The following is an 18898-nucleotide window of genomic DNA, read 5'->3' as shown; positions in this document are numbered from 1 at the left end:
CGAGGCGCCAAGGGCGCCGCGAGGGTTGCCGGCATCCTGCTTCTGTCTCTGGCGCCTTGGCGTTCTAGCTAGAGCACCGAAGAGGTAGAAAGCCAGCTCGAATCAACAGGTTGCGGCGCCCGCCGGATCCGCCGAGGAGCATGCTGGTGGAGCACGGCATGCAGCAGAGGAGAGACCGCAAGGGCGCAAGAGGCGCAATGGGACAGAGATGGGATTGTATCCTTCTCTTCCCCTTGCGTCCTTTGAGCCCTTGCGGTCCTCTTCCCATGAGTCGATTTTCGCCACATTTCAACGCGATCGGCGTTCCAGTACCGCGGGTCAGAAATCTCGCGAGGGATCTCGCCTCGCGGGCGAAGAGAGATTCAACGCAAAGGCGCAAAGACGCAAAGATGAATAATATTGTTCCTTTGCGCCTTTGCGTTAAAATCTCTTTCCGGACTCCTGGCAGGTAGAACTCGTCCTCTCCTCCGCGTCATCGAGGAGGAGCGCTGACCGGTATCCCCTGTTGCCGCGGGGACGACCCCGAAACCGGAAGGCTCCGACTCGCGGGAAGCCCCGGCACCGCCGCGGTGCGCCCCGAGGGGTCGCGAGCCATGCGCCCGAGCGGATCCCGGAGCGCCTCGCGCTGGAGGTCCGCCACCGGCCCGGACGGAGGTGGCAGGGGCGCCGCGGATGCCACGGCGGACGGGAGGGCCTGACCCGCAGCATCGGCGCCGCGCGCCTCGTGCGCAGGGGCGACCGCGGGCATCGCACCGGAAATTCGAGGGCCCGGCGGGGGCTCCCCGGGATGAGCGCCGCTCACGAGCAGCGCGGCGACGATCACCGCCGCCAGCGCCGCCACGACGAAGCCCGCCCGGGAGGGCGAGCGCAACCGCCGCTCCCACATCGCCGAGGAGTCCCTGCCGCGCGCGCTCGCGTCGACGAGCGCCAGCTCGACGTCCTCGTCGACGTCGCCCCGCGTCCCGGCCGGAGCGGTGACCGCCTCGCTCGGCGCCACGGCGCCGTCCGCCTGCGCGCACGACGCGGCCGGCCCCAGGGCCGTCTCGCCGCCCGCCGCCAGCGCCGTCTCGCCCGCCGCCGCCTCCGCCCGCGCGCGCGGCGTGTCCGGCAGGGTGGCGACCTCGCTCTGCTCCTCCGGCTCGACCTCTCCCCCAGGCGCCGACGGCGGCGGGACCGGCGAAGGCAGCCCCTCCGCGGGCAGCGCGAACGCCGCGCCGCCCGATGGCGGACCGGAGCCCGGGGCCGCGGAGATCGGGCCGCGCTCCCCAGCGCCCTCCCCATCCACGCCGGCGCGCACGCCGGACAGCGAGTCGCGCAGGCCCCCGCGGAGGATGCGCTGGATGCGCTCGACCAGCGGCTCCGCCGCGGGCGGCGCGAACGGGCGGAGCGCCAGCGTGAGCTCCGCCAGATCGGGCCAGCGCCTGTCGCGATCCCGCTCGAGGCACCGCATGATGATCGGATCGATCTCCGGCGTGAGCCCGCGGCGGACCTGCGACGGCAGCGGCGGCACGAACTTGCCGCCGAGCACCAGCGAGACCGTCTGCACCGAGCGGGCGTGCATCGGATACCGGCCCGTGAGCAGGACATACAGCAGCGACCCCACCGCCCAGATGTCCGCGCGCGCGTCGACGTCGCGCTGCCCGCGCATCTGCTCCGGAGGCATGTAGTGCGGTGTCCCGAGCATCTGACCCGTGCTCGTCCGCATCTCGGAGACGCCCAGCGACGCCGCCTCCGAGACCTTCGAGATCCCGAAGTCGAGCACCTTGATGCACGGCGTGCCCTCGCGGGTATGCGTCAAGAAGAGGTTGGCCGGCTTCACGTCGCGGTGCACGAGCCCCAGCGCGTGCGCCTCCGCGAGCGCGTCGCAGGCCTGGATCACGTAGAGCGTCGCCTCCTCGACCGGCAGCGGGCCCCGCTTCTTGCGGATGACCCGGAGATCGCGGCCGTCGAGGAACTCCATCACCATGAAGGGCAGCCCGCTCGGGAGCCGCCCGACGTCGTGCACCTTGACCGCGTGCTCGCTCTTCAGCCGCGCCGCGATCCGCGCCTCCCGGAGGAAACGCTCGCACATCTCCGGATCGGCCGCGGTGGCCGGGAGCAGCAGCTTGATCGCCCGGAGCTCGCCGAGATCCATGTGGGTCGCGGCGATCACCGCGCCCATCGCGCCCTTGTCCAGCAGGCGATCCACGCGGTACTTGCCGGCGATCAGCGTGCCGATCTCCAGCCCTTGGATCTCTTCCAGGCCGCGCATGTCCGAAGCCTCCGACCGAGAGCGCCGCGCCGCAATGCCCAGCATACCGCAGTCGATCCGCGGCGCGGCGACCGATGGGCCGACGGCCTCAAATTCAGCGACGCCATAGAGCGACACCGCCGCCGCGGAGCGCCGGGAGCGACACCGCCGCGGAGCGCCGGCAATTCACCTCCGCGCCGCCGCATTCGCCGCGCCGCCGCCGATTCGCCGCGCCGCCGCCGCATTCGCCGCGACGCCATTGCGGCGCTCGTCGCAATGGCCCGCTCAGCCGCCCTTCCGCGCCCCGCTCGCCTTCGTGATCGCGATCGTCCGCCGCGCGCCGGCCGACTCGACCGTGAGCTCGACCGCGGCGCCCTCCGGCAGGTTCGACAGCGAATAACGCAACGCGTCGAAGTTGGCGAGCGGCCGGCCGTTGACGGCGACCACCACGTCGCCGACGCGGACGCCCGCGGCCTGGGCGGGGCTGCGCTCGTCCACGGCCACGACGACGGCGTCGCCGCTCGTCTTCAGCTCGCCTTCGAGCAAGGGGAAGAGGGGCGCCGCGGTCAGGCCGAACGCGCTCGCCGTGCGCCGGTAGCTCTGCACGGCCGCGTCGAAGCTCTCCTTGCGCATGCGGTAGCGCGCCACGGCCATCACGGCGCCGTCGCGCTCCTGGAAGCGCGCGTCGACGCGCTCGGGGGTGGCGAACGCGCCGACCTGCTTCAGGTAGCGGTTCGCCTCGGCCTCCGCCATCCCGGGCCGCCGCGCGCCGCCGCCGCGCGCCTCGAGGAAGGCATACGCCTGCGACCCCGCCAGCGCGGGCACGACGTTGCTCGCGAGCCGGGAGATCGCGTCGGCGCGCGCGACCGACAGCGCCGCCTCGCGGGTCTCGCCGGCGCCCTCGCCGACCACGAAGATCGCGTCGCCCTCGGCGGCGAACGGCCGCTGCATCCAGGCAGGCATCTCGTCGGCCGGCGGCGCCGGGCGCCACCGCGCGCTCGCCGCGGGCGCCGCGCCCGGGCCGGCGACCGGGCGCGGGCGGCCCCAGCCCAGGTACGCGTAGCCCACGCTGAGGACCAGCAGCGCCGCCGCCGCCCCGACCGCCGCGAACGCCCAGCGCGACCCGGGCCCGCCGGCCGCGGCAGCGGCCCGCGCCCGCCGGCGCGCCGTCGCCGCCTCCGACGACGGCACCCCTGACGCGCCCGCCCCGGATGCCCCTGCTGCCCCGGAAGCCGGCGCCCTCGCCGTCGGCGCCCCCGCTGCCCCGGAAGCCGGCGCTCCCGGCGCCGCCGCCTCCGCGGCCGACACCCCCGGCGACAGCGCCTCTGCCCCCGCTGCCCCGGAAACCCGCACCCCCGTCACCGGCCCCCCCGCTCCCGGCGCCCCCGCTGCCGTCGGCGCCATCCCTGCGGAGCGCCTCGTCGCGGCCGGCGCGGGCGTGTCGGAGGGTGCTCGCGCCGGCTCCAGCGCGGCGCCGAGCCGCTTCAGCACCGGCAGGAGCGCCGCGAACGAGAGCGGCGCGTTGCACCGCTTGCACGGCATGTACGGCTCCCGGCCCTCGAGCGCCGCCTGGGCGGCCTCCCGCACGCCGAGCAGCGTCTGCCGGGGCGCGCTGCACCGCGCGCAAGCGCCGTCGACGAGCGCCGAGACCACCGCCGCCCCGAGCGAGGGGGCAGCCGCCGCGAGGTGCTCGAGCAGCGCGACCGGACAGCCCTCGATCTGGATCGACGTCACCTCGTCGCCCAGCGCGCGGAGCGAGAGCGTGAGCGCCTGCGCCCCCTCGGGCGTCACCCCCGCCGCCCCCGTGAGGTCGAGGACGAGATCCCCCTCGATCCCGTCGAGCGCGCGCTTCCACCGGACGTGCGCGTCGAGCCTCCCCCGCACGCGGATGCGCGTCCCGCGCTCGTCCACCGTCTTCTCGATCGCCTCGTGGGTCCCGGCGTCGAGCCGCGCGAGCTCGTCGAGCACGGCCCGCACGTCCTCGGGCAGCTGGATCCCCGCGTGCGCGGCCGCGAACGCGAAGTAGCTCTCGGCGTCGTCGTCGAACACCGCCGCCCCGCCGCAGCGCGGGCACGGGCTCGCGGGCGGATCGTGCGTCCTGACGAGGTGCGCGTCCCGGTCGCAGTCGAACAGCCGCTCGAACGTGGCGCCGCAGCGCTCGCACCGGTACGGGCCGTAGAACGACACGATGCGCCCGTCGCCGAAGAAGCGGCGGATCATGCTGACCTGGTTCACGATCGGCTCGGTGCAGCGGCCGACGTAGATCTCGGTCGCGTTCAGCGACACCTCGGCCAGCATCGCCATCCACTCGCGCACGCCGAACGACGTGACCCGCTGCACCCCGCCCAGATCGAAGAGCACGCGGCCAGCGATGCCCCGCGCGACCGCGAGGCCATGGAGCTCCTCGGTCATCCGCCCGGACATCGAGACGATGAGCAGGCCGCCCAGCCGGCGCTTGGTCACGGTGAGGGCCCGGGGCCCGTGCCCGTGCGCCCCCTCGGGCTCGGCCCCGGGGCCGGCGTCCACGAGCGACGGGAGCCTCCTCGAGCGCGGCGGCGGCGGGTCCGGGTCGTGCGCGGTCTCGAGCCGCGACGCCGAGAACAGCGGCGCCGACAGCTTCGTCGCGATCCCGCCGGGGCGCTCGACGCTGAGCGCGCCGTGCGGCGCCCCGCCCACGACGTCGAGATCGCCCGCGGACGAGTCGTCGCTCAGGGTCGACGCCTGCCTCTGGACGATGTGCGACAGGAGCTCCGCCTCCGAGGCGAGCGCGCCCCGCCACGCCTCGACCCGCTGGCCGAACAGCTCCGCCATGAACGACGACAGCGCGAGCGACGAGGTGGCGAGCCGCTCCTGCCGGGCGAACGCCTCGAGGTCGATCTGGAGGTCCCGCGCGGTCGCGTACCGCTTCTCCCGGTCCCGCTCCAGGCACTTGAGCACGATCCGCTCGAGCTCCGGCGGGTAGTCGTCGCACACCTGGCTCGGCGGCATCACCGGATCCTCGACGATCGCCCGCATCAACTCGAACTCGGTGGCGCCGCGCCGGAACAGCCGGCTGCCCGTCGACATCTCGTAGAGCAGGATGCCCACCGAGTAGATGTCGCTCCGGCGATCGAGCTGCTCGCTCGTGCACTGCTCGGGCGACATGTACGGGACCTTGCCCTTGAGCGCGCCGTCGCGCGTCTCGTTGACGCGGTTCGCCGCCTTCGCGATCCCGAAGTCGAGGATCTTCACGGCCCCGTCGTACGTGACGAACACGTTGTGCGGGGACACGTCGCGGTGGACGATGTCGAGCGGCTTGCCGTCGAAGCCGACCTTCTCGTGCGCGTAATGGAGCCCGGCCGCGACGGCGGCGGCGATGGTGATCGCGTGCTCGACCGGCATCCGCCGGTTCGCCGACCGGAGCGACTTCTTGATCGTCCTGAGGTCCTCGCCGTGGAGGTACTCCATGGCGATCACCGGCACGCCGTCGACCTCCTCGATGTCGTACATCTGGACCAGGTTGGGGTGGTCCAGCGTCGCGGCGATGCGCGCCTCGTCGAGGAACATCCGCACGAACTCGGGGCTGTCGACGAGGTGCGGGAGGATCCGCTTGACGACGCAGATCTTCCTCACGCCCGAGATGCCCGCGACGGAGGCCACCCAGATCTCGGCCATCCCGCCCATGCCGATCTTCTTGAGCAGGCGGTACTTGCCGAGCGAGGCAAGGCGGCGCGACGCGGCGCTCAGGGGGCCCGCGGCGGGGCGCTCGGTCATGCGCCCGCCTCCGCCGTGCGAGCCGGCACCGTCAGTTCGGAGGGAGCGCGGCGGGCGATCAGGGTGCTCATCGAGGGCCTTCGGCGTGGGGCTTCGCGAAGCTGACGCTGCGGCGCTCACCGCGCGACTCGATCTGGAGGGCCATCGTACCACCGGGCGGGGTGCGCGCCCACGCGTCCGCCGCGGCCTTGCCGAAGGCCTCGACCGAGTGGACCGGGCGCTCGTCGACCGAGAGGACGACGTCCCCCGCGACAATGCCCGGATCCGCGCCGCGCTGCGGGCGCTCCACCGCGACGACGACGAGCTCGCCGGAGGTGCGCGCGCTCGCCTCGAGCAGCGGGAAGAAGCGCGCGACGGTGAGCCCCTGGAACGTGGCCGTCTGGCGGTAGCTCGCCGCGGCCGCCTCGAAGCTCGGCCGCGTCAGCCGGTAGCGCGCGAAGGCGAGGACGCGGCCGCCCTCGCGCCGCACCACGGCGTCGACGCGCTCGGGCGTCGCGAGCGACCCGACCTGGGCGAGGTACCGCCGGGCGACGCGCTCGACGACCTCCGCGCGCTGCTCCGGGGGCTCGGCCGGCGGGTGCGCGGCGAGCAGGTGGGCCACGGGGGAGCTCGCGAGCTCGGCGGCGAGGCCGGACGCGAGGCGCTCGATCGCGCTGCTGCGCGCCTCCGCGAGCGCGTCCGCGTCGCTGGCCGCGGGGCCGCCGCGGCCGACCACGAAGACGCTGTCGGCCTCGAGGACGAACGGCCGCTCCACCCACGCGGGCGGGAGATCGTCGACGGCAGACCAGCCCGCCCGCGCCCGCGCGCTGGCGGAGGGCGCCGGCGCGCGCGCGTCCGTCGCCGGCGCCGGGACCGCGGGCGCCGCCGGGGCCGCGGGCGCCGCCGAGGCCGCGGGCGCCGGGGCCGGCGCCGGCGGCGCCTCGGTGGGGCGCGCGCCGCTGCGCCAGACCGCGAAGCCGGCGGCCACGATCGCCACCCCGGCGAGCAGCGCGACGAAGGCGGCGCTGGCGCCCGCGCCGGGCTGCGCCGCCGCGGGGGCGGCCGGCCGCGGCGGCGAGGCGCTCGCCGGCGGCAGGGCGCCCGGCTGCGGCGAGGCGCTCGCCGGCGGCGGGGCCGAGGGCGGGCGCGACGCGCGGGCGCCGAGCAGCGAGAGCAGCGCGCGGGCGCCGTCGTCGAAGGCGAGCGGCGTGTTGCAGCGCTTGCAGGCGACGCGCGGATCGGGGCCGCCGCGGAGCAGGACATCGTGCTTGCCGACCTCGACGAGCGCGGTCCGGACCGCGCCGCAGGAGGCGCAGCGGCCCTCGACGACCGCGGAGGCGAGCCGCGCGAGCTCGGGCCACGAGGGGCTCGCCATGCGCTCGGCGAGCAGCCGGGGACAGCCCTCGATGCGGACCGCCTCGACGGCGCCGTCGAGCTTGCGGAGCGCCGACTCGAAGCGGGCCGCGCCGTCGGCGGTGACCCCGGGGGCGCTGCTCAGGTCGAAGACGACCTGCCCCTCGAGGCCGTCGATGATGCGGCTCCAGCGGAGCGAGGCGGTCAGCTTGCTCCCCACCTTGACCCGCGTGACGCGCCCCTCGACGGACTTCTCCACCGCGTCGCCGGCGGCCGGCTCGTCGCCCTTCTCGAGCTCGAGGAGGATCTCCCGCACCTCCTGCGGGATGGCGCCGGCGCCGTGCTGGGCGACGAACCCGAAGTAGGTCGCCGCGTCGTCGTCGAAGGCGCCGGCGCCGCGGCAGCGCGGGCACACCGCCTCGGGGGCCTTGCCCTCGGCGAGCGAGGCCGCGTCGTGGGCGCAGTCGACGAGCCGCTCGAACTGGGCGCCGCACGATTCGCAGCAGTAGGGCGCGTAGAACGAGACGACCTGCCCGCTCCCGGCGAACCTGCGGATCATGCTGAGCTGGTTGACGACCGGCTCGGAGCAGCGCGCGAGGTAGAAAGCGCGGAGGCGGGGCTCGGCCGCCTGGATCATCTGGAGCCACTCGCGCACGCCGAACGACGTGATCCGCTCGACGCCGGCGAGGTCGAGCAGGACCTTGCCGTCGAGCTCCCGGGCGAGCGCCGCCCCCTTGAACGACTCGGTCATGCGGCCGGCGAGCCGGACGACGAGGACGTCGCCGATCCGCCGCCGGTCGAACGCGAGGCTGTCGAGGCGGCCGGCGGCGCCGGCGGGCGGTACGATCCGCGTCGGCGCGGCGCGCTGCGACCAGGAGGAGTGCGACGGCCGGTCCACCGTGGTGGGCAGGCGCCCCGACGAGACCGGCCCCGAGGGCCCCCCGGCGAGCAGCGGCCCGGTGAGCAGCGGCCCCGACGGCGGCCCGGGGATGCGCGGGCGCGCCGTCCGATGGCCGTTCGGCGGCACGCGGACGGTCGGCCGCACCTCGTCGCCGAGCGACCGCGCCTCCTCGCCGAGCGACCGCGCCTCCTCGCCGAGCGGCCGCGCCTCCTCGCCGCCGTCGCGCGCCGCGCGCAGCGTCCCCGGCGCGGCGCCGTGGCTCCGCGGCACCGGGGGGGTGAGGGCCTCGGAGAGGACGGTGAGGGTCATGGTCTGGTTGTGCAGGTCGCAGTGACCGGCGGCGTAGGGCGAGATCTCCCCGTACGAGTAGAACCCTGTCACCTGCGTGCCCCGCGGCAGCACGTCCAGCACCGCCTCGACCTCCTCCTCGGTCCGGTCGCCCAGCACGATCCGCCGACCCACGCAGCTGATCGCGATCGCCAGCGCCCCCTCGCCCGCCGCCGCCGCCGCCCTGCCCGCCTCGCTCGCCGCCCGCGCCGCCTGCTCCGCGCCCCCGATCAGCCGCTCGAAGTCCGCCTTCATCAGCTGCACGAGGTGGCCCTCCGGCACGTCCCCCGCGAACGTCATCGACTGCTGCTCGTGGTCCACCGCAAGCACCGTGCGGACCAAGAACTTCTCGTCCCGCGCCGTCGCCCGCAGCGCCAGCGGGAACAGCAGCGCCGACGCAGGCAGCTCCGCCGCCTTGTCCCCGAGGTACTCCTTGTACAGCGACAGCGCCGGCTTGCCGTCGACCTCGTACAGCACGTTCCCCGCCGAGCGCGTCACCACCCGCTCCGGCCCGAACTTGTCCCATCCCCCCTTGGACCCGTGCTGGATCACCACGTGCTCGCCGTACAGCCCCACCGCCGCCACCAGCCCGCTGCGCACCGTGTCCCCGACGCACACCCACGTCCGCTGAAACCGCGTCCCGTCCCCCGAAAGCCCTCCGGTCACCACCACCGACTCGGGCAGCACCGCGTTCAGCCCCGCCACGAGCTGGCTGCCGTTCACCCCGAGCCCCTCCGACAGCACCAGCACTCCGCGCAGCCCCGGCCGGTCCAGCTTGCGCGCCAGCGCCTGCCCCGCCGCGAACGACCCCGACGCGCTCGCCACCTCCACCTGCGCCGCCGACAGCGTCGTGCGCTCGAACCGCGCCACCGCCACCGACAGCGTCCCGTCGCGCACCGCCGGGCCCGCGATCTCCCCCGCGCTCGAGCACCCCACCATGTGCGACCGCGGGTACGCCCGCCGCAGCTCCCGGATCGCGCCCGGGTCGTCCAGGAACTCGGGCGCGCCGAACACAAGCACCAGCGTCCGGTCGCTGTCGAGCGCGGGCAACGCCCGCACCGACCACTTGCCCGTCGCGCGCGAGAACGAGAACGTCGCGAGCCGCATCCCGGGCGCCGCGCTCGACGCCGTCGACGGCGCGTCGAAATGGGTGTCGGACGCGATCTCGAGCTCCTCGAACTCCGCCATCCCGCCCGCCGGCTGCGCCACCACGCGGGCCGCCACGGCCGGCGTCCCCTTCGCGGCGCGCGGCCTCCGCTCCCGCGGGCGCTCGCTCCGGGCGAGCAGCGGGGTGAGGGCCTCGGAGAGGACGGTGAGGGTCATGGTCTGGTTGTGCAGGTCGCAGTGGCCGGCGGCGTAGGGCGAGATCTCCCCGTACGAGTAGAACCCCGTCACCTGCGTGCCCCGCGGCAGCACGTCCAGCACCGCCTCGACCTCCTCCTCGGTCCGGTCGCCCAGCACGATCCGCCGACCCACGCAGCTGATCGCGATCGCCAGCGCCCCCTCGCCCGCCGCCGCCGCGACCCTGCCCGCCTCGCTCGCCGCCCGCGCCGCCTGCTCCGCGCCCCCGATCAGCCGCTCGAAGTCCGCCTTCATCAGCTGCACGAGGTGGCCCTCCGGCACGTCCCCCGCGAACGTCATCGACTGCTGCTCGTGGTCCACCGCAAGCACCGTGCGGACCAAGAACTTCTCGTCCCGCGCCGTCGCCCGCAGCGCCAGCGGGAACAGCAGCGCCGACGCAGGCAGCTCCGCCGCCTTGTCCCCGAGGTACTCCTTGTACAGCGACAGCGCCGGCTTGCCGTCGACCTCGTACAGCACGTTCCCCGCCGAGCGCGTCACCACCCGCTCCGGCCCGAACTTGTCCCATCCCCCCTTGGACCCGTGCTGGATCACCACGTGCTCGCCGTACAGCCCCACCGCCGCCACCAGCCCGCTGCGCACCGTGTCCCCGACGCACACCCACGTCCGCTGAAACCGCGTCCCGTCCCCCGAAAGCCCTCCGGTCACCACCACCGACTCGGGCAGCACCGCGTTCAGCCCCGCCACGAGCTGGCTGCCGTTCACCCCGAGCCCCTCCGACAGCACCAGCACTCCGCGCAGCCCCGGCCGGTCCAGCTCGCGCGCCAGCGCCTGCCCCGCCGCGAACGACCCCGACGCGCTCGCCACCTCCACCTGCGCCGCCGACAGCGTCGTGCGCTCGAACCGCGCCACCGCCACCGACAGCGTCCCGTCGCGCACCGCCGGGCCCGCGATCTCCCCCGCGCTCGAGCACCCCACCATGTGCGACCGCGGGTACGCCCGCCGCAGCTCCCGGATCGCGCCCGGATCGTCCAGGAACTCGGGCGCGCCGAACACAAGCACCAGCGTCCGGTCGCTGTCGAGCACGGGCAGCACCCGGACCGACCACTTCTGGGTGTCCCGATCGTAGTGGAACGTCTCGAGGATCATGGGGCTCGTCGCCCCCAGGCTACAGCACGCGGGCCACGACGAGCGTCATGTCGTCGTCGAGGGATCGCTCGCCGCGGAACCTCGAGACCGCCGCGACGATCGCGTCCCGCGCCTCCTCGGGCGCGTACGTGGCGACGCTCTGGAACAGCGCGCGCAGCCGCTTCTCGGTGAACTGCTCGCTCGACGCGTTCTCGCACTCGGTCACGCCGTCGGTGAACCAGAGGAGGGCGTCGCCGCCCTCCAGGTGCACGGTGCTCGACGCGTACTCGGCCGAGCTCGCCGCCCCGAGCGGCGAGCCGTGCGCGGTGAGCTGGCGGACAGTGTTGTTCCTCACGAGGTACGGGAACGGGTGCCCGGCGTTCGCGAGGGTCAGCGTGCGCGCCCCCGGATCGAAGATGCACGCCGCGCAGGTCATCAAGAACTTCTGCTGCCCCGCCTCGAAGATCGAGCAGTTCATGAGCCGGAGCAGCTGCGCGGCGCCGAGCTCCTCCCGCACGAACGTGCGCGCGACGTCGCACGCGGCCTTCGCCGCCCCGGTGATGATCGCCGACGAGATGCCGTGCCCGGTCACGTCGCCGATGACCGTGAGCAGCTTGCCGTCCGGCAGGTCGTGGAAGGTCCACCAGTCGCCGCCGCACTCCGCCGCGGGCTGGAAGTGGCTGGCGAGCCGCAGCGAGGGCCGCTCGATCACGTCGTCGCTCGGCACGAGCATCTGCTGGACGGCGCGCGCCACCTCGAGCTGCTTCTTCAGCGACGCCCGCTCGGCGGTGTCGTGGAGCAGCTGCACCAGCCGGTCGCCGAGCGCGACGAGCTGGACGCGGACCTCGTGGATCGCCTCGTCCGCGTCGCTCGCCGGGGGCGCACCCGGGGCCTCGCCGCCCGGCGCCGCGCCGCTCAGGGAGAGGAGGTTGCCGAGCTTGGCCGCGAAGCGCCGCTTGGCCATCGAGATGGTCGAGTCGACGTCGAGCGGCCGCGCCGGCTCGACCTGCGAGCTCGCGGCGTCGTGGAAGATGGTCAGCGCGTCCCCGATCGCGACGACGACGCTGCGGAGGCGGTCCCGCTCGGCGAGCAGCTTGCGGTGGAGCGCGCCCATCTCGTTCGTGGAGAGGTCGAGCGAGCGGGTGAGCAGGCTCCGGTCGTCGGCGACGTGGCGGTAGTGCTCGCTGATGCGCGCGACGACCTTGTGCCAGGTCTCCCGGTCGGGCGGCTCGCTCAGGTCCTCGAGGCCGAGGCGACGGAGCTGCCGCGCGAGGAGCGGATCGATCTCAGCCATGGCGTCCGCCTCGGCCGGGCTCTGCTGCGCGCGCGGCGGGCCGGCGCGCTACCACCCGGTGCGCTCCAGCGTCTCCGCCGCCGGGGTGGTGGAGCGCTCGAAGAAGTGGATGGACGCCGGCAGGGAGCGGAACTCGCGCGGGTTCACGTCGAGGTCCCAGAACGACGTGACCAGGGTCGAGGAGGTGGGCGCGACGTCGATGACCAGCACCGCGCCGGCCGCGTAGATCTTGAGCATGCCGAGGCCGGCGCCGCCGCGCGAGGTGTCGAGCACGGCGGCGCGCGCCGCGTCCGCGCCGCGGGCGCTCAGGCCGCGCGTGATGCCCTCGAAGACGTGGTGGCGCCGGAGGCCGCCGAACGGATCGTGGGCCTGGAGCGCGATGTGGGCGCCGTCGGAGCCGAGCCGCAGCGTGGGGATCTCGTTCTCCTCGAGCACGATGTCGGACCGCCGGTCGTGCGTGTAGCGCGGGCGGCCGCGGCCATCGACGGGCGCGTCGTACATCGCGTTCATGAGCAGCTCGTGGGCGAGGGCGGCGAGCCGCTCGGCGACGCGCGCGGGGGCGCCGGCGCGCTCGGCCCAGTGCGCCACCTCGCCGACGGTGCGGTCCCGGTCCTCGCTCGTGCGGGGGCGCCATTTCACGATGGTGGCGCCCCAGGAGAGCAGGTCGGCGAGGCGGGGCGGGAGCGCGAGCGGCTTGAGGATGCGGCGGACGGCGAGCGCGATCTCCCACGGCCGGGGCATGGAGGCGAAGCTCGGCCAGCCGACGATGCTGGAGAGCCGCGGCTCCTTGAGGGCGGCCTGGAGGACCGCATCGGTGCTGCCGGAGGTCCACACGACGAGGTGCATGCTCGGGTAGCGCTCGGCCGCCCACTCGAGCGCGAGGTCGAGGTCGGCGGCGTCGCAGCCGAGAAGCAGGGGCCGCTCGGAGAGCCGCGCGCGCAGCTCGGCCGGATCGCCGGCGACGGGCACGTCCTGCATGCCGGCCGCGGCCGACATGACGCGCGCGATCCGCTGGCCGACGACCCGGTTCCGCTCGAGCACGGCGATGGTCGCTTTCGGGGCTGAGTCGCTCAAGGGGGGCACCGCGGGGTGACCCTGGCAGCGGGGGCTGCGAGGGGAGGAGCAGGGGGATTACACCACGGATCCCGGGCGCGGCGAGAGGCCGGTCAGGGGCGCCATCGGCCGAGCGGCGCCTCGCCGCAGCCCCCGCCCGCGATCGACGGGCGGCGGCGCATCGACGTAAGCCATCTTTCTTTCGGGCCACGAGGCCGTCGAGGTCGACTCGAGCACGGGCCCTTGTGTGCGAGGCGCAAGGCGCGCCATCGCCCGCGGCGTCGTCGCGAGCTCCGGATCTCGGCAAATCCGCGGTCGCCATGAACAGGAATCAGTCGCCATGAACAGGAATGAGCGCCCGATAGCGCGATGGGATCTCGGGCGCTCGACGCCTGTCGCCGCCAGCGATCCGCGCGTGAGCCGCTCACCCGATGAGACGATCATGAAATCTCTTACTTGCCCGGCAACGCGGGCACCCATCACGTTTGGATTCACCGCATGACGCGAGGAGTTTGAAAGGGCTTGCCATGATGACACATCTCACCACGGTGTTCGCGCTCGTCGGAGCGGCGATTCCGCTCGGCGTGGCCGCGCTCTCTTGCAGCTCGGCCGGCCGGAGCGAAGGGACAGAGCACATCGCCTCCGCCGAGGACGATCTGCCCCGCCGCGCGCGGTTCAGCGACTTCGACGCCCTCACGGAGCGAAACACAGACCAGCTGCTCCGGCGGGGCCGGGAGATCTTTCGATTCGACACCTTCGGCGACGAGCAGTTCTGGGGCGGCAAGCTCCGGTTGCACGAGAGCATCGCCAACGTGACGCCGGCTCAGGCGCTGGCGCTCGGGCTCAAGGTCGACGTGGACGCGCTCCCGCCGAGGCTGCGGGGCCAGATCGAGCGCGGCCAGGTGGACCTCGACGACCCCGCCGTCACGCTGCGCCTCCTGCGGCTCGACGCGATCCTCGGGGTGACGGGCTTCTTCGACGGCCGCGGCGAGCTCACCTCGATCGGCCTCCAGTGCGCCTTCTGCCACTCCACGGTCAACGACTCCGTGGCGCCGGGCATCGGCAAGCGCCTCGACGGCTGGGCCAACCGCGATCTGAACGTCGGCGCCATCGTCGCATCGGCCCCGACGTTGCAGCCGCTCGTCGACCTGCTGCCGAGGGTGCCCGCGGGCGTCACCGAGGAGGGCGTGAGGAACGTCCTCCTCAGCTGGGGGCCGGGCAAGTACGACGCCGAGCTGATCCTCGATGGCAAGGCGTTCCGGCCTGACGGGAAGTCCGCGGCGACCCTGCTCCCCAACGCCTTCGACATGGGTGGGATCAACGAGCACACCTGGACCGGCAACTGGGGCTCGGTCCCCTACTGGAACGCGTACGTCGCCGTGACCCAGATGCATGGGAAGGGGAATTTCTTCGATCCACGGCTCGACGACCCCGAGAAGTACCCGAACGCGGCGGCCACCGGGATCTGGAACGTGATCGTCGAACCCGAGGACGATCTCGTCACGTCGAAGCTCCCCGCGCTGCACTTCTACCAGCTCGCGCTCCCGGCGCCGAGGCCGGTGCCCGGCGTCGATTTCGACGAGGCGGCCGCCGAGCACGGCAAGAGGCTGTTCGTCGGCAAGGCGAAGTGCACGGACTGCCACAACAAGCCGCTCTGGACCGACGCCGGCTGGAACCTGCACACGCCCGAAGAGATGAGGATCGACGATTTTCAGGCGAACCGAGCGCCCGGCGACTCGTACAAGACGATGAACCTGGCGGCCCTCTTCGTCCGGGAGCGAGGGCTGTTCATGAAGCCGGAGAACAAGGGTCGCTTTTACCACGATGGCCGCTTCGCGACGCTGCTGGACGTCGTGCGGAGCTACGACGAGCGATTCGCGCTCGGGCTCGATCCCGACGAGGAGCGCGATCTCGTGGAATACCTGAAGTCGCTGTGATCGGTCCGGCGAGGGTGAAGGGCCATCGAGCTGTTCGAACGGTCGATGCGGGCAAGGGCCCTCGCGAGACGCGCTGAAGCCGCCTGCCGAGGCGCTGCCGCTGACCGCGCCTCGCGCGCAGCAGCACACCGCCCGGCCGTTCGCCGAACGGCCGCTCGATGCACCCACGCTCGTCCGCCGGCACACGCGTTGCCATCACCCCCGTGCTGCTCCGGGGTGCGGGCGCGACGAGGGGATCGTCGCCGGGCAGCGCTCCATGCGCGCTACGACCGGGCCGAAACCCGTACGAGACGTCTCGGAAGACCGGCTCGTAGACGACCTCCAACACTTCCCGCACCGCGGCCTGGACAATACCCGTTCGATTTGCTTTGCACGCCACCTTGACAGGCCGGCCATCGATGCAATGGCGTACTATCAAGGTCGCTAGAGCACCGATCAGGTTGATTTTGTGACAATCCCCGGCGCTTCGATGGAAGGCTCGACCGTCTCGCCGGGCCATGATCTCGTCCGCGGCCGGAGGTTCACGGATGGAACGATGGTCGCCGCCGGTGGAGCTGTCGCGGCAGGAGCAGTCGCTGATGAAGCGGCTGACACGCGTGAGAGCCCTGTTCGGCTTTCTCAGGCTGCACCGGCACGAGCTGTTTGATGAGACGTTCCAGGAGCAGCTGGAGGGCATGTACCGGATGACGGGGGCAGGCGAGCCGCCGCATCCGCCGGCGCTGATGTGCATGGTCACGCTGCTCCAGGGCTACGTCGGCGCATCCGATGCCGAGGCGGTGGAGCTGTCCGTCGTCGACCTGCGCTGGCAGATGGTGCTCGGCTGTCTGGGTGCGGCCACGCCTCCGTTCTCGCAGGGCGCGCTGCAGGCGTTCCGGGAGCGGATGGTAGCGCACGAGATGGACCGAGTGCTGCTGGAGCGGACCGTGGCGCTCGTTCGGTCCGGCGCGATGACGGAGGGCGAGAGGCGTGCGGTGTCCAAAGCGCTGCGCGTGGCCATCGACAGCCGCCCTTTAGCGGGGGCCGGGCGGGTTGAGGACACGATCAACCTGCTCGGCCATGCTGCGCGCAGCATCGTCGGCGTCGTGTCGAAGATCACCGGGCGTCCTGCCGAGGAGATCTGCCGCAAGGCGGGCATCCCGCTGCTTCTGGCGCCCAGCATCAAGGCCGGGCTCGACCTCGACTGGAGCGACCCGAAGCAGAAAGCGGCGGCGGTCCAGATCCTGGAGCGGCAGGTCTCGTCGCTGCAGCAGTGGGTGGACCGGCATCTGGACGACGTCGTCGAGCAGCCACTTCGCACCTATCTTGATGCGCTCACACAGGTTCGAAACCAGGACCTGGAAACAGCCGAGGATGGCACGATTCGCATCCGGCAAGGCGTTGCGCCCGACCGCCGTGTCTCCATTGAGGATGTCGAGATGCGCCACGGCCGCAAAAGCCGCTCGAAGCGGTTCGACGGCTACAAGGAACACATCGCACGCGACCTTGACCTTCCCGTCATCGTCGCCTGCGCCGTCACACCAGCGAATCGGCCTGAAGAAGAGGGCGCCGCGCCGCTCGCCGAGGACGTCCAGCATCAGGGGCTACGTCTGGTCGAGCTTCACATCGATCGCGCCTACGTGAACAGCCCGGTCGTTGACGACGTGCTCCGCGCGGGCGGCCAGGTGTTCTCGAAACCTTGGGGCCAGCGGGCTCGCAGCCCCGGTTTGTTCAGCAAGCGCGACTTCAAGATCGACCTGCGCGCCAAGACGATCACGTGTCCGGCAGGACAGGTCGAGGTATTCGAACCGGGCGACACGGTCGAGTTTGATCCTGAGGAGTGCGGCGCGTGCCCTCTGCGAGCTAAGTGCACCCAGGCCGCTTCCGGACGAGGTCGGACGGTATCGATCGCCAAGGACGAAGCCCTGCAGCGCAAGTTCCGGAAGCTGCAGCAGACCGGGCCGGGGCGCGAGGTGCTCCGGCAGCGGACAGCTGTGGAGCATGCGCTCGCCCACATCGCAGCGCGGAAAGGACACAGCGCGCGCTACATCGGCGCCAGGAGAAACCTGTTCGACCTCCGCCGCGCAGCGGCGATCCAAAACCTCGAAGCGGCCCAGCGGCTGATGCAGGAGGCGGCGTAAACCATTGGAATTAGATGGTTTTCAACATGTTCGGCGCTCTAGGCCATACTCGCAGCGGCCGCGATCATCGTGATCGAGTGGACCGCCTCGGGGCGCCCGGGCACCTGGCTCCCCGTTCCCGCGCTGCGCACCGACGCGGAGCCCCCTGCCGGCACCTCGCCGCGCGACCGTTGATACCTCGATCCAAGCCGCCGAGCCGGCCGGCCCCCCGCGCGATCAGCGAGGGCTGAACTCCCCGCCGACCCGGGCCATCTGCGACGTTCGAACATAATTCAGGGGCGAATGATCGGCCAGCGAAGGAGGGTTCCCTACGCACCGAGAGAGCAGAAGCGCCAGGTCTCTGACCACGGGCTGCTCTCGGATGCCTTGCAGTTGATCCATGACCCAGGCGATGCCGGCCAAGGCGATGCGCAGGGAACCAATGTTCGATTGCTTTGTTACGGAGTCGCGGTACTGCCATCCTGTGTCCGTCGCCTCGTACTCCCGGCCGAAGTGCTCGTATTCTCCCATGGTCCGCGGGGGGAGCGAAGGCACAGCGTCCCATCGATAGACATGTCGAAAAAGCATCTTTCCGAAGGCGGCCTCGCAATAACGCGCAAACACCTTGCCGCTCACCATTGGCTGACCGAACGTGTAAACGCCGCGGATCAGATTCCGATACGGACGCAAGCTCTCGTCCGTAAATATGTGCGCCGCAGCAATGACGGCCATGGCACCGCCCAGGCTATGACCTGTAAAATAAAGTGCTTTTAGGGGGCTATCCGGGACAGGCTCATCGTCAACTTCGCTGCAGCAGTCCAGATGCCTCTCGGCGCTCCTGTCATTGATGGGCTTGCCGCTGCGCGCGAGACGGAGCCAGCGTCGGATCGGCGACATGAGCGCTCTGACAGCCCGGCTGAATCCCCCGTGTACTTGTCCAACGGTATAGAACGGATCCGATTTGGCGCTCACGTCAGTCAGCAGGTCGATCAGGCTCGTTGGCGGCGTGCCTCGGAAGCACAGGATCGCTGTCTGAAAATCATCGCTCTGGATCATGTAAACGGACGGGTTGAGGATGAGCGCCTCGTTTCGCATCCACGTACCAGCAAATAGCGCTGGGCAGATCCACTGCTTCACCATTCTGGCAAACGTATCGATGTCAGAATACGCCCACGTCGACGCGGCCGCGAGAATGCTTGCAGCGGTCGAGTCGTAGGCTCCCGGCGTGAGCTGCGCGAGCCTGGTGGCGACTTCCTCACTATTGCAGCACAGGATCGCTTTCAAAGCCATGACGGTTACATTTGGATCCTCTCCGGCAGGTATGTTTTCTAAGCGTCTACGCAGTCTGTCCAGACTCTCGTTGGCGCGGGAGGGTCCGCCGGGCGCTTCCCTGCGGGGATCCGGATAATAGCCGAATTCCATCGTGTGCGTCTCCTTCTCCGTGTACGAAGTCCCAGGTAGCAGTCCGGGCCAAAAGGCGTCTGGCAATCCTGCTGCATTTTACGATTCGTCGGTCAGCCCCTTGGGCTCGTGCAGAATCCATCGGAG

8 protein-coding genes are annotated in these 18898 nt (G+C 72.2%); 2 read left to right on the top strand and 6 right to left on the bottom strand.

Translation table 11 applies throughout. From position 1 onward, the window contains the following. Window positions 1-472: 472 nt before the first annotated feature. From NQZ70_RS49325 to NQZ70_RS49305, 5 genes are all read right to left on the bottom strand, one after another. The gene (locus NQZ70_RS49325; protein ID WP_237244757.1) at window positions 473-2251 is read right to left on the bottom strand and encodes a serine/threonine-protein kinase; all 1779 of its coding nucleotides are present in this window, start codon (window positions 2249-2251) and stop codon (window positions 473-475) included. 264 nt (window positions 2252-2515) lie between these two features. Next, complete coding sequence (locus NQZ70_RS49320) at window positions 2516-5983, bottom strand: protein kinase domain-containing protein (protein WP_129580421.1); 3468 nt, start codon at window positions 5981-5983, stop codon at window positions 2516-2518. A 67-nt stretch (window positions 5984-6050) separates the two neighbouring features. Continuing rightward, window positions 6051-10991, bottom strand: coding sequence for an FIST N-terminal domain-containing protein (locus NQZ70_RS49315; protein WP_237244756.1), 4941 nt, complete (start codon window positions 10989-10991; stop codon window positions 6051-6053). A gap of 19 nt (window positions 10992-11010) precedes the next feature. Then, window positions 11011-12264, bottom strand: a complete 1254-nt coding sequence (locus NQZ70_RS49310; protein ID WP_129580420.1) for a PP2C family protein-serine/threonine phosphatase — start codon at window positions 12262-12264, stop codon at window positions 11011-11013. A 48-nt stretch (window positions 12265-12312) separates the two neighbouring features. Further along, window positions 12313-13338, bottom strand: a complete 1026-nt coding sequence (locus NQZ70_RS49305) for a hypothetical protein (RefSeq protein ID WP_237244755.1) — start codon at window positions 13336-13338, stop codon at window positions 12313-12315. A 506-nt stretch (window positions 13339-13844) separates the two neighbouring features. Here NQZ70_RS49305 and NQZ70_RS49300 point away from each other — a divergent pair. Beyond that, window positions 13845-15254: a hypothetical protein gene (locus tag NQZ70_RS49300; protein WP_129580419.1), complete on the top strand. Its 1410-nt coding sequence runs from the start codon at window positions 13845-13847 to the stop codon at window positions 15252-15254. 527 nt (window positions 15255-15781) lie between these two features. Then, window positions 15782-17371 carry an IS1182 family transposase gene (locus NQZ70_RS49290; protein ID WP_129572542.1) on the top strand — a complete coding sequence of 530 codons (1590 nt, stop codon included), beginning with the start codon at window positions 15782-15784 and terminating at the stop codon, window positions 17369-17371. A gap of 216 nt (window positions 17372-17587) precedes the next feature. On the opposite strand, the gene NQZ70_RS49285 is transcribed toward NQZ70_RS49290, so the two are convergent. After that, window positions 17588-18772 (bottom strand): lipase family protein, encoded by a 1185-nt coding sequence (locus NQZ70_RS49285; RefSeq protein WP_129580418.1) that lies wholly within the window; start codon window positions 18770-18772, stop codon window positions 17588-17590. Window positions 18773-18898: the final 126 nt, after the last annotated feature.

This window comes from Sorangium sp. So ce836, assembly GCF_028553905.1.
GTDB lineage: Bacteria > Myxococcota_A > Polyangia > Polyangiales > Polyangiaceae > Sorangium > Sorangium cellulosum_D.
The sequence above is the reverse complement of the archived record's forward strand: the minus strand, read 5'-3'. Positions and strand labels throughout refer to the sequence as shown.

Excerpts from the sequence above, each read along its gene's own strand:
- NQZ70_RS49325 (WP_237244757.1), bottom strand. The coding sequence starts at position 2,251 with ATGCGCGGCCTGGAAGAGATCCAAGGGCTGGAGATCGGCACGCTGATC.
- NQZ70_RS49320 (WP_129580421.1), bottom strand. The coding sequence starts at position 5,983 with ATGACCGAGCGCCCCGCCGCGGGCCCCCTGAGCGCCGCGTCGCGCCGC.
- NQZ70_RS49315 (WP_237244756.1), bottom strand. The coding sequence starts at position 10,991 with ATGATCCTCGAGACGTTCCACTACGATCGGGACACCCAGAAGTGGTCG.
- NQZ70_RS49310 (WP_129580420.1), bottom strand. The coding sequence starts at position 12,264 with ATGGCTGAGATCGATCCGCTCCTCGCGCGGCAGCTCCGTCGCCTCGGC.
- NQZ70_RS49300 (WP_129580419.1), top strand. The coding sequence starts at position 13,845 with ATGATGACACATCTCACCACGGTGTTCGCGCTCGTCGGAGCGGCGATT.
- NQZ70_RS49290 (WP_129572542.1), top strand. The coding sequence starts at position 15,782 with ATGGAACGATGGTCGCCGCCGGTGGAGCTGTCGCGGCAGGAGCAGTCG.
- NQZ70_RS49285 (WP_129580418.1), bottom strand. The coding sequence starts at position 18,772 with ATGGAATTCGGCTATTATCCGGATCCCCGCAGGGAAGCGCCCGGCGGA.